This window comes from Metapseudomonas otitidis, assembly GCF_011397855.1.
Classification (GTDB): domain Bacteria; phylum Pseudomonadota; class Gammaproteobacteria; order Pseudomonadales; family Pseudomonadaceae; genus Metapseudomonas; species Metapseudomonas otitidis.
Map to the genome: position 1 here is coordinate 2,088,164 of NZ_AP022642.1, position 12,023 is coordinate 2,100,186.

Genomic DNA, 12,023 nt, shown 5'->3' on the forward strand with positions numbered 1-12,023 from the left:
GTTAGCGGGATCGCGGTCGGTGGGTGCTGATCTGTAGCTGGTGGCCCTGGTCCTGAAGCAGCGTCTGCAGTCGTTGCAGGTCATCACGGCGGGGGATGCCGGCCATCCAGATGCTGCCGTCGTGGTCGAACATCAGGTCGAGGACCTGGTCGCTGGCTTCGAGTGGGCGCTCGTACTGGCCCAGGCGGCCGCGGCCGCGTTCGGTGAACAGGGTCAGGCGCTGGTTGTCGCTGCCTCGCAGCGCGCGCGTCTGCGGGCTGTGCTGCTGGTAGGGGTCGCTGATCAGGGCGTCGATAAGGCCGGTGGCGCGCTCGAGCTTGTCCGCCAGGTGTTCCAGCGAGTAGCCGCTGTAGACGAGGATGTCGAGCTGGGGGTGTTGGCGCAGGGCCTGCAACAGGGCCAGCAGGGCCTCGAACTGGTCGAAAGGCTCGCCGCCGGACAGGGTGACGCCCTGGGCCTGGTCGAGCCAGGGGCGGATGTCGCTGAGCAACCTGTTCAGCGGCAGGCGGCGGTTGCCGGGGCCCCAGGTGTCGGCGGAGATGCAGCCCGGGCAGCGGATGCTGCAGCCCTGGAACCAGATGCCCAGGCGCTGGCCCGGGCCCAGGGTGGTGACCGGGAAGTGCACGCGGGAGAGGCTCAGCTCCATGTCAGCGGCGTTCCAGGGTGAGCCCGGCGGCGCCCAGCGAGGTAATCGCAAAATGCTCGCCGGGGCCGGCATCCTGGTCGAACAGGGCCCTGGACAGCGGGTTGAGCAGGTGGGCTTCGAGCTGGTTGCGGATGCCGCGTCCACCGTTGGACAGGTCCTGCAGGCAGAGGGTGTGCAGGGCCTGGCGGGCCGAGTCGGCCAGCTCGATGGTCAGTTGCTGCTGTTCGCGCAAGTCGGCCAGGGTGCCGTCGACCATCTGGGTGAAGATCTGCTCGGCGACATCGGGGCGGATGAAGTCGAAGACGATGATGTTCTCGCCGATGCGGTTGAGGATTTCCGGGCGGTTGAGAACCAGCTTGAAGTGGCGGTCTATTTCGCTGCGGACCTTTGCCTGCACACCTTCGAAGGCTTCGCCAGGGAGCACGTTGGCAACCCGCTCGCCGTTCTCGCCCTGACGGTAGATGCCGAGGTTGGAGGTGAAGACGATGAGCGCTTCGGAGAAATAGACCCGGTCGCCCCGACCGGAAGTGAGCACGCCGTCGTCGAGGATCTGCAGGAACTTGTCGAGGATGCGCGGGTGGGCTTTCTCGATTTCGTCGAACAGCACGACGCTGAAGGGTTTTTCTCGGATGGCGTTGGTCAGCTCTCCGCCGACGTCGTAGCCGACATAGCCGGGCGGGGCGCCGATCAGGCGCTGGTCGGCGTGCTCGGCGCTGAACTCGGACATGTCGAAGCGGATGTAGGCGCTCTCGTCCCCGAACAGCAGGCTGGTGACGGTCTTGGCCAGCTCGGTCTTGCCGACGCCGGTGGGGCCGGCGAGGAAGGCGATGCCCCGTGGACGGTTGCCCTTGCGGCTGGCGCCGACGCCGGTCATGGCGCGTTTGACGATGTCCAGCATGTGGGTTACGGCATGCTGCTGGCCCTTTACCCGTCGGCGGACGAAGGTGTCGGCCTGGCGGATGCGGCTGCGGTCGATCTTCTGCCAGGGGTCTTCGGTGACCCCCACCTTGTAGCGCCGGACGGCGTCGGCGATGCGCTCCATGGCGACCCCTTCGACGCGTGCCAACTGGGCGATGGCGCTGAGGTCGAGCAACAGCAGGCCTTCGGTGTTTTCGACGAAGGTGTCGACGGCCTGACGCAGGCTGTCGTCGTTGCCGGGCTGTTGGCTCGACAGGCCTTTGAGCAGCGCCGGCGCCAGGGCCCGTCGGGCCATCTGATCGGGTTTGGAAACGGGGATGTGGCGCAGGCGCGGGTTGTCGACCAGCAGCCAGTCCGGCAGGTCGCCTTCCTTCTCCACGATCCAGACCAGGCTGTTGAAGAACGGTTTGCGTTGCTCGCCCGAGGGGCGGCTGCGGGCCTGGTGGGAGAGCACCAGGGCCTGGGTGAACAACTGGTGTTCGGCGGCGCTCAGGGAGTCGTTGCGTACGACGAGGCGGGAGGCAAAGTCGATCACCAGGGCCACCGGCTCACCGCTTCGGTTGACCAGGCGCTGCAGGGTGGCCGCAAGCAGGTCCAGGCCGGCCGGTGCGGCGCCGTCCACGGGCGTCAGCCCGAGTTCGATCAACAGCGGGTGGCCGCTGTCGGGGGCCTCTCCCGGCCGCCCCGGGGCACGAAAACCGGCCAGCGGGTCCCAGGTCAGGACGCGGGCGTAGCCGGCGTCGAGCAGTTCGTTGCACAGGTGCTGGGTGAAGCCTTGAGCGGTCACGGTTCCGGGTATGACTTCGCAGGCCTGCAGGTCACGGATATTGCCCGAGAGCACGAATTGGCTCTTGAGCGGCAAAAAACGCAGCAGGTCGCGCAACCAGCGCGGCTTTTCGAACACGGCATTCCCTGTCATGGGTGGCTCCCCCTTGGATTCAGCGCACAAGCATATTGCTGGCGGGGCTGTGCTCCAAGCCTGGTGATGGTCGAGGGCTTGGGGTGAGGGGGCTTGCGGCCCGTGAGGAGGCCGAGGTGGACGAGCGCCTCCTTGCTACGGGCTTGAGGGAATGACGCCCTGACGTGCCCGCAATAAAAAACGCGGACACCCAGGACGGGGCCGCGTCACGCTAAGGGGTCAGAACTGCTCGGCGGTGATGCCGTAGAGGGTGCGGCTGCCGGCGAGGATGCTGGCTTCGAGGCTGAGGGTGCGGGGCAGCAGGCGTTCGAAGTAGAAGGCGGCGGTGGCCTGCTTGGCGCTGTAGAAGGCTGGGTCCTGGGGTTGGCGTTCGCTGGCGATGCGGGCCATGCGGGACCAGAGCCAGGCATAGGCGACGTAGCCGAACAGGTGCAGGTAGTCGACGGAGGCGGCGCCGATGGCGTTGGGGTCGCTGGCGGCCTGCTCCAGCACGCGGGTGGTGGTGCGCTCCAGGCGGTCTACGGCGTCGAGCAGGGCGGCGCGGTGGGGGACGTCTTCTGCGGCGTAGCGGCGGATCTCGGCGGTGAAGCGGCGCAGGCTGGTGCCGCCATTGGCGACGACCTTGCGGCCGAGCAGGTCGAGGGCCTGGATGCCGTTGGTGCCTTCGTAGATCTGGGCGATACGGACGTCGCGGACCAGTTGTTCCTGGCCCCATTCGCGGATGTAGCCGTGGCCGCCGAATACCTGCTGGCCGTGGACGGTGCTTTCCAGGCCGGTATCGGTGAAGAAGGCCTTGGCGACGGGGGTGAGCAGGGCGACCAGGGCTTCGGCCGCTTGGCGTTCGTCGGCGTCGTCACTGAACTTGGCAAGGTCGAGTTGCTGGCCGACGTAGCAGGCGAAGGCGCGGCCGCCTTCGGTGAGGGCTTTCATGGTGAGCAGCATGCGGCGCACGTCGGGGTGGACGAGGATCGGGTCGGCCACCTTGTGCTGGGCCTGGGGGCCGGTGGGGGCGCGGCTCTGCAGGCGTTCGCGGGCGTAGGCGACGGCGCTCTGGTAGGAGGCGTCGGCGCAACCGATGCCCTGGATGCCGATGGAGAGGCGCTCGTAATTCATCATGGTGAACATGGCGGCGAGGCCTTTGTTGGCGTCGCCGATGAGGTAGCCGGTGGCGCCGTCGAAGTTCATCACGCAGGTGGCGGAGGCCTTGATGCCCATCTTGTGTTCGATGGAGCCGCAGGAGAGTGCGTTGGGCTGGCCGAGGCTGCCGTCTGCGTTCACCAGGACCTTGGGTACGAGGAACAGGGAGATGCCCTTGGGGCCGGCGGGGGCGTCGGGGAGCTTGGCGAGGACGAGGTGGATGATGTTCTCGGTGAGGTCCTGCTCGCCGCCGGTGATGAAGATCTTGGTGCCGGTGATGCGGTAGCTGCCATCCGCCTGGGGTTCGGCCTTGGTGCGGATGATGCCGAGGTCGGTGCCGGCGTGTGGCTCGGTGAGGCACATGGAGCCGGCCCAGGTGCCGGCGTACAGGTTGGGCAGGTAGGCCTGCTTGAGTTCGGCGCTGGCGTGGGCGTCGATGGCGAGGCAGGCGCCGGCGCTGAGGGCGGAGTAGAGGGCGAAGCTGGAGTTGGCGGCGTAGAGCATTTCCTCGAACTGTACGGCGAGCATCTTGGGCATGCCCATGCCGCCGTACTGCGGGTTGCCGGAGAGGCCGACCCAGCCTCCTTCTATATAGGTGGCGTAGGCGGCCTTGAAGCCGGCTGGGGTGATGACCCGGCCGTCGACCCACTGTGCGCCTTCCTCGTCGCCGCTGCGGTTGAGCGGTGCGATCAGGCCGCCGGTGACTTTGGCGGCCTCTTCGAGGATGGCATCGGCGGTATCGGCATCCACGGTTTCGGCCAGGGCCGGCAGGCGGGCCCAGAGGCGCGGGGCTTCGAACAGTTCATGCAGGACGAAGCGCAGGTCGCGCAGGGGGGCGTTGTACTCGGGCATCGGTGTTCTCTCGGCGTGACGGGGCCGCCCGGGTGGGCGGCCTCTCTCGGGGTTCGCGGGGTTTGGCTCAGAGGGCCTTGGCCATGTCGCGCAGGACGTATTTCTGGATCTTGCCGGTGGAGGTTTTCGGCAGGGTGGTGAAGACCACGGTGCGCGGGACCTTGAAGCCGGCGAGGTGGTCGCGGCAGAAGGCGATGATGTCGCTCTCGCGGACGGACTGGTGGTCGGCCTTGAGGGTGACGAAGGCGCAGGGGGTTTCGCCCCACTTCTCGTCCGGGCGAGCGACCACGGCGGCTTCCAGTACGGCGGGGTGGCGGTAGAGGACGCCTTCCAGTTCGATGGTGGAGATGTTCTCGCCGCCGGAGATGATGATGTCCTTGAGGCGGTCCTTGATCTCGACGTAGCCGTCGGGGTGCCAGACGCCGAGGTCGCCGGTGTGGAACCAGCCGCCGCTGAAGGCTTCGGTGGTGGCGGTGGGGTTCTTCAGGTAGCCCTTCATGACGGTGTTGCCGCGCAGGAAGATCTCGCCAATGGTCTCGCCGTCGCGCGGGGTCGGTTCGAGGGTCTTGGGGTCGGCGACCATGACGCCTTCGAGGGTGGGGTAGCGCACGCCCTGGCGGGCCTTGATGCGGGCACGTTCCTCGAGGGGCAGTTCGTCCCATTCGCCGTGCCAGGCGCAGACGGTGACCGGGCCATAGACCTCGGTAAGGCCATAGACATGGGTGACGCGGATGCCCATCTCCTCGACGGCGCCGATGACCTTGGCCGGCGGGGCGGCGCCGGCGACCATGGCGTGGACCGGGTGGTCGATGGCGGCTTTGGCTTCCGGCGGCATGTTCACCAGGGCGTTGAGGACGATGGGGGCGCCGCACAGGTGGGTGACCTGCTCGTCGCGGATGAGGGTGAGGATGCGTTGCGGGTCGACCCGACGCAGGAAGACGTGGACGCCTGCGAGGGCGGTGATGGTCCAGGGGTAGCACCAGCCGTTGCAGTGGAACATCGGCAGGGTCCAGAGGTAGACGGGGTGGTGGCCGAGGCCCCAGGTCATCTGGTTGCCGAGGGCGTTGAGGAACGCACCGCGGTGGTGGTAGACGACGCCCTTGGGGTTGCCGGTGGTGCCGGAGGTGTAGTTGAGGGAGATGGCTTGCCATTCATCTTCCGGCCATTGCCAGGCGAATTCGGGGTCGCCTTCGGCCAGCAGTGCTTCGTAGTCCAGTTCGCTGATGGCCTGGCCTTCGCCATATTCGGGGTCGTTGACGTCCACCAGCAGGGGCGGGTGGTCGAGCATGCCGACGGCGGCGTGGATGACGTCGAAGAATTCGCGGTCGGTGATCAGGACCTTGGCTTCGCCGTGCTGCAGCATGAAGGCGATGGCTTCGGCATCGAGGCGCACGTTGAGGGTGTTGAGGACGGCGCCGATCATGGGAACGCCGAAATGCGCTTCCAGCATCTGCGGGATGTTGGGCAGCATCACGGCGACGGTGTCGCCCTTGCCGATGCCGCGCCCGGCCAGCGCTGAGGCCAGCCGGCGGCAGCGGGCGTAGGTCTCTGCCCAGTTGCGGCGGGTGGCGCCATGGACGACGGCGGGGTAGTGGGGGTAGATGCTGGCAGTCCGCTCAATGAAGCTCAGCGGGCTGAGGGCGATATGGTTCACGGCAGCAGGGGCGAGGCCCTGTTCATAGATCGACATGCGGATTACCCGGTGGCTGATTGTTAGCTCTTGTGCCCCGGCCGTGTCGTTTTTGACCTGGGTCCGGGATCGTTCGGGGTCATTTATATATCGTTTGCTATTGGGTATGGAATTAATACCTGAGTAGTATAGTATATCTACTATATTGTTTCGTTTTATACCTAAGGCGTAGAGGCCAAGGCTTCGAGCGCTGCTAGGCTGTCGCCGCTTTTGCCCTGGAGCCTGCCGTCCCATGAGCCGTAATCCTGTCCGTTTGCACACCTGGCTGCGTCTGCAACGCGAGGGCGTGGCGGTGTCTGCGCGGGCGGACGCGTTGTGCCGGGCGCTGCGAGGCTACCCGGAGGTGCGCCAGGCTTATTACCTGGTGTGGCAGGCGGGTGCGGGGATCTACACCCACGAGGGGAGCGGGCAGCACTTGCCGCCAGGGCAGGGGGACCCGCTGGGGGCGAGCGATGAGCGTCTGTTCGAGCAAGTGGCAGAGCTGGGGTGCCTGAGCCTTTCGGCTGTGCGCAGTGTGGATTGCTGGCTGGCGGGGCGCCTGCGACGTGCCGGGATCAGCCATGGCCAGGTATTCGACCTGGCGCTGGAGGCCGATCAGCCGGGCCTGCTGCTGGTGGAGGTACAGCCGGGGGTGGGGCTGGAGTGGCTGGGGGCGGTGGAGGAGCTGCTGTCGACGGTGCTGGCGCAGTCGGCAGGCCTGATGCGGGCTTCGCCATTGCTGGGGCACGATCCTCAGCCGAGCCTGCTGCTGGACGAGGCGGGGGTTCCGCTGGAGCTGAACGCGGCGCTGCTGGCCTTGCTGGCGGAGCAGCCGCCGGGTGCGGTGCTGCGCTTCCTGCCGGTCAATCATGTGGCGCTGGTGCGGGCCTGCCTGGCGCAGTGCCGGGCCATTGAGGAGGTGGAGGCGCAGTGTGATGGGCGCATCCTGCTCTGGACCTTCGTGCCCGACCCCGAGAACCAGCGGGTATTAGGGCGCTGCCGTGATGCGACCCGACCGCTGTTGGCCGAGCGTGAGGCGGCGCAGGCGCGGCGCTTGTATCGGCTGATCACCGAGAACACCACGGATCTGATTTCCCGGCACACGCCGGAGGGGCGCTTCCTCGACGCGTCGCCCGCGTCCTGGACGCTGCTGGGTTTCTGGCCTGAGGAGTTGCGCGGGGTGCTGGCGCAGGGGCTGTTCCATGCGCAGGACCTGATGCCGTTGATCCAGCGTGCGCGGGATGCGCTGGAGACCGATGGCTACCACACCATGACCTACCGCATCCGTCACCGCGCGGGGCATTACCTGTGGTTCGAGACGGCGTGCCGGGCGATCCGCGAGACCTATACGGGGGCGGTGGTGGAGGTGGTGAGCGTCTCACGGGATATCACGGCTCGGGTACAGGCCGAGGAGCACAAACGGCGCCTGGCGGAGGTGGTTGAGGCCAATACCGATCCGGTGCTGTTCTTCGATGCGCTGGGGTTGGTCACGGACCTCAATCCGGCTGCTCGTCGTGCGCTGGGGTTGGAGGAAGGGCTGGCGTTGCCGTCGCTGGCGGCGTTGTTCTCGACAGACGACCTGGCGAGGTTGCAGGCGGGGCAGGTACAGGCCGAGCGCGTAGGGGTGTGGAGCGCCGATGCGCGTCTGTGTGCGCTGGATGGCAGTGGGTCGCTGCCGGTCTCGCTGGTGCTGTTGGCGCATCGGGCGGCCGGGGGTGAGCGTTATTACTCGCTGGTGGCGCGGGACATGAGCGAGCGGGAGCTGCGCGAAGCCCAGCAGCGCCGCCATCAGGATGAGTTGGCTCATACGGCACGTCTGGTGACTCTGGGCGAGCTGGCTTCGGGGATTGCCCATGAGATCAACCAGCCGTTGGCAGCGGTGATGAATTACGTGGGCGCCAGCCAGCGCTATCTGCAGAGCCTGGGCAGCAACCCTCAGGCAGCTGAGCGGGTGGCTCAGGGGCTGGAACGCATTGCCGAGCATGCGGAGCACGCGTCGGAGGTGATCAAGCGGCTGCGTGCATTCTTGCGCAAGGGGCAGCGTCGCATGCAGGCGTTGGATGTGGCGGAGGTGGCGCGCGAGGCCGTCCGGCTCTGTGCGTGGGAGGCGGGGGCGGCGCAGGTGGTGATCGAGGAGCGATTGCCGACGGGGCTGCCATCGGTCTTCGCGGATCGGGTGCTGCTGGAGCAGGTGCTGTTGAACCTGTTGCGCAATGCCATCGAGGCCAATCGTGAGGCGAATCCGCAGGCGGCTTCACGGGTAGTGATCAGCGCTCGGTTGATGCCGGGCGCCGGTATTGATGTGGAGGTGCTCGACGAGGGGCCGGGGCTCGATGCCGTGGCGCTGGAGCGCATCTTCACGCCTTTCTATACCAGCAAGCCGGAAGGGCTGGGGCTGGGGCTGTCGATGAGTCGCAGCATCATCGAGGGGTTCGGGGGCTCGCTGGAAGGCGAGCCGATGGAGGAGGGCGGGTTGCGCATGCGTTGCCGCCTGCCGCTGCACTGACAATCACAAGAATGGAGTAGTAAGGATGACGACAAGCGCCCGCCAGGTGGTCTATGTGGTGGATGACGACCAGGGGATGCTCGATTCCACGGTCTGGCTGCTGGAGTCGGTGGGGTTGGCGGCGCTGCCGTTCACCAGTGGCAAGGCCTTTCTGGAGGCGTGTGACCCGGCAGCGGATGCCTGTGTGTTGCTGGACGTGCGCATGCCCGGGATGGGCGGGCTGAATGTGCAGGAGGAGCTGCGGGCGCGGGGGATCGATCTGCCGGTGATCTTTGTCAGCGGTCACGCGGATGTGCCCATCGTGGTGCGGGCCTTCAAGGCGGGCGCGCAGGATTTCATCGAGAAGCCTTACAACGAGCAACTGCTGCTGGACAGCGTGCAGGAAGCACTGAACCGCTCGGCGCGGGTTCGCAATCTCGCTCAGGGGGATCTGCAGGAGCGCTTGGACAGCCTGACTCCGCGGGAGCGAGATGTGTTCCTGCCGTTGGTGAAGGGCTACACCAATCGGGAGGTGGCCGAGCAGCTTTCTATTAGCGTGAAGACTGTCGATCTCTATCGCGCCAGGGTGATGAAGCGGATGCGGGCAGAGTGCCTGCCGGACCTGGTGGGGATGGCGATCGCCGCAGGGATGGTCGATCCGCTGCGGCTGAGAGGGTGAAGCTTCAGCAGGCGCGTGCCACCCGGTGGCCCGGGTTGATGCGCTTGTAGATCTCTTCGCGGTGCACGGCTACATGCTTGGGCGCGACGATGCCCAGCTTGATCTGCGAGCCCTGCGCGGCGACAACACGGACTACGACGCCTTCGCCCAGATCGAGGTGGTCACCGACCTTGATGTTCAGTTCCTGCACGATTCTTCCTCTTGTAGTTGGACAGCGGGTGGCGGGGTTGTCTGCCACGGGCTTGAGCGGAGTTTGATCACCCGCTGGGCCTCGGGTTCAACCGGTTTGTGGGGGAGTTTCGGGAACGCGGATTCCGTCTCAAAAGCACGTTTCGACAGCAAACTGAAAATAGGTGTTGACGCCGTGGCTGAGGTCTCTATAATGCGCACCACTCCCACGGCGGGCAACGAAAACTCCTTGAAAATCAATGAGTTAAGTGTTTGAAGTGGGGTGCGGTTCCGGAGTGGTTGCGGAATCGCGGTGATTGATCTGCTTGCTGGGTTGATTGCTGAAAAGAGGTGTTGACAGCGAGTTTGAATGCTGTATGATTCGCCTCCCGCTGATGTTGAAGAGTGTTTCGACGGATGCGCAAGTTGTTGAGTAGAAAGAAAAAATTCTTCGAAAAACAGCTTGACAGAAAGAAAGGCTGCTGTAGAATGCGCGGCCTCGGTTGAGACGAAAGACTTGATCGAAACGCTCTTTAAAAATTTGAATCAAGCAATTCGTGTGGGTGCTTGTGATGTAAGACTGGTAGTCGACTGATTATCAGCAACACAAGTAACACTCGTGAATTCGAGAGTTTATTTGCGATTGCTGAGCCAAGTTTAGGGTTTTCTCAAAACCCAAGCAGTATTGAACTGAAGAGTTTGATCATGGCTCAGATTGAACGCTGGCGGCAGGCCTAACACATGCAAGTCGAGCGGATGAGTGGAGCTTGCTCCATGATTCAGCGGCGGACGGGTGAGTAATGCCTAGGAATCTGCCTGGTAGTGGGGGATAACGTTTCGAAAGGAACGCTAATACCGCATACGTCCTACGGGAGAAAGTGGGGGATCTTCGGACCTCACGCTATCAGATGAGCCTAGGTCGGATTAGCTGGTTGGTGGGGTAATGGCCCACCAAGGCGACGATCCGTAACTGGTCTGAGAGGATGATCAGTCACACTGGAACTGAGACACGGTCCAGACTCCTACGGGAGGCAGCAGTGGGGAATATTGGACAATGGGCGAAAGCCTGATCCAGCCATGCCGCGTGTGTGAAGAAGGTCTTCGGATTGTAAAGCACTTTAAGTTGGGAGGAAGGGCAGTAAGTTAATACCTTGCTGTTTTGACGTTACCAACAGAATAAGCACCGGCTAACTTCGTGCCAGCAGCCGCGGTAATACGAAGGGTGCAAGCGTTAATCGGAATTACTGGGCGTAAAGCGCGCGTAGGTGGTTCAGCAAGTTGGATGTGAAAGCCCCGGGCTCAACCTGGGAATTGCATCCAAAACTACTGAGCTAGAGTACGGTAGAGGGTGGTGGAATTTCCTGTGTAGCGGTGAAATGCGTAGATATAGGAAGGAACACCAGTGGCGAAGGCGACCACCTGGACTGATACTGACACTGAGGTGCGAAAGCGTGGGGAGCAAACAGGATTAGATACCCTGGTAGTCCACGCCGTAAACGATGTCGACTAGCCGTTGGGATCCTTGAGATCTTAGTGGCGCAGCTAACGCGATAAGTCGACCGCCTGGGGAGTACGGCCGCAAGGTTAAAACTCAAATGAATTGACGGGGGCCCGCACAAGCGGTGGAGCATGTGGTTTAATTCGAAGCAACGCGAAGAACCTTACCTGGCCTTGACATGCAGAGAACTTTCCAGAGATGGATTGGTGCCTTCGGGAACTCTGACACAGGTGCTGCATGGCTGTCGTCAGCTCGTGTCGTGAGATGTTGGGTTAAGTCCCGTAACGAGCGCAACCCTTGTCCTTAGTTACCAGCACCTCGGGTGGGCACTCTAAGGAGACTGCCGGTGACAAACCGGAGGAAGGTGGGGATGACGTCAAGTCATCATGGCCCTTACGGCCAGGGCTACACACGTGCTACAATGGTCGGTACAAAGGGTTGCCAAGCCGCGAGGTGGAGCTAATCCCATAAAACCGATCGTAGTCCGGATCGCAGTCTGCAACTCGACTGCGTGAAGTCGGAATCGCTAGTAATCGTGAATCAGAATGTCACGGTGAATACGTTCCCGGGCCTTGTACACACCGCCCGTCACACCATGGGAGTGGGTTGCTCCAGAAGTAGCTAGTCTAACCGCAAGGAGGACGGTTACCACGGAGTGATTCATGACTGGGGTGAAGTCGTAACAAGGTAGCCGTAGGGGAACCTGCGGCTGGATCACCTCCTTAATCGAAGACATCAGCTTCTTCATAAGCTCCCACACGAATTGCTTGATTCACTTGCGAAAAGCGATTGGGTTTAGACCCGAAAGTGTGACGATTGGGTCTGTAGCTCAGTTGGTTAGAGCGCACCCCTGATAAGGGTGAGGTCGGCAGTTCGAATCTGCCCAGACCCACCAATTGTCGAGGGCGCAGCAGGTCTGAAGGGGCCATAGCTCAGCTGGGAGAGCGCCTGCTTTGCACGCAGGAGGTCAGGAGTTCGATCCTCCTTGGCTCCACCATCCACACAATCGCTGAAAGTTCAGAAATGAGTACCTGGTTCAGGTATTGATTTCT

7 protein-coding genes, 2 tRNA genes and 1 rRNA gene are annotated in these 12,023 nt (G+C 63.7%); 5 read left to right on the forward strand and 5 right to left on the reverse strand.

What is annotated here, in order from left to right:
- Nucleotide 1: 1 nt before the first annotated feature.
- From PotMrB4_RS09750 to PotMrB4_RS09765, 4 genes are all read right to left on the reverse strand, one after another.
- Nucleotides 2-646, reverse strand: a complete 645-nt coding sequence (locus tag PotMrB4_RS09750; RefSeq protein ID WP_172433117.1) for a 4Fe-4S single cluster domain-containing protein — start codon at nt 644-646, stop codon at nt 2-4.
- A 1-nt stretch (nt 647) separates the two neighbouring features.
- Nucleotides 648-2,483: an AAA family ATPase gene (locus tag PotMrB4_RS09755; protein ID WP_172433118.1), complete on the reverse strand. Its 1,836-nt coding sequence runs from the start codon at nt 2,481-2,483 to the stop codon at nt 648-650.
- 219 nt (nt 2,484-2,702) lie between these two features.
- Nucleotides 2,703-4,472, reverse strand: a complete 1,770-nt coding sequence (locus tag PotMrB4_RS09760) for an acyl-CoA dehydrogenase C-terminal domain-containing protein (protein ID WP_172433119.1) — start codon at nt 4,470-4,472, stop codon at nt 2,703-2,705.
- A gap of 67 nt (nt 4,473-4,539) precedes the next feature.
- The gene (locus PotMrB4_RS09765; RefSeq protein ID WP_172433120.1) at nt 4,540-6,162 is read right to left on the reverse strand and encodes an acyl-CoA synthetase; all 1,623 of its coding nucleotides are present in this window, start codon (nt 6,160-6,162) and stop codon (nt 4,540-4,542) included.
- A gap of 232 nt (nt 6,163-6,394) precedes the next feature.
- Here PotMrB4_RS09765 and PotMrB4_RS09770 point away from each other — a divergent pair, with 232 nt between their 5' ends.
- The gene (locus PotMrB4_RS09770) at nt 6,395-8,647 is read left to right on the forward strand and encodes a PAS domain-containing sensor histidine kinase (protein WP_172433121.1); all 2,253 of its coding nucleotides are present in this window, start codon (nt 6,395-6,397) and stop codon (nt 8,645-8,647) included.
- Nucleotides 8,648-8,672: 25 nt separating this feature from the next.
- Nucleotides 8,673-9,305, forward strand: coding sequence for a response regulator transcription factor (locus PotMrB4_RS09775; RefSeq protein ID WP_044401834.1), 633 nt, complete (start codon nt 8,673-8,675; stop codon nt 9,303-9,305).
- Nucleotides 9,306-9,309: 4 nt separating this feature from the next.
- Here the strand turns inward: PotMrB4_RS09775 and PotMrB4_RS09780 are convergent, their stop codons facing one another.
- A complete protein-coding gene (locus PotMrB4_RS09780) occupies nt 9,310-9,495 on the reverse strand; it encodes a carbon storage regulator (protein ID WP_172433122.1) in 186 nt (61 codons plus the stop codon).
- 665 nt (nt 9,496-10,160) lie between these two features.
- Here PotMrB4_RS09780 and PotMrB4_RS09785 point away from each other — a divergent pair.
- The 3 genes from PotMrB4_RS09785 (at nt 10,161) to PotMrB4_RS09795 (ending at nt 11,968) form a co-directional block, all read left to right on the forward strand.
- Nucleotides 10,161-11,696, forward strand: a 16S ribosomal RNA gene (locus PotMrB4_RS09785).
- Nucleotides 11,697-11,789: 93 nt separating this feature from the next.
- A tRNA-Ile gene (locus tag PotMrB4_RS09790) sits at nt 11,790-11,866 on the forward strand.
- Nucleotides 11,867-11,892: 26 nt separating this feature from the next.
- Nucleotides 11,893-11,968: transfer RNA gene (locus PotMrB4_RS09795), tRNA-Ala, on the forward strand.
- Nucleotides 11,969-12,023: the final 55 nt, after the last annotated feature.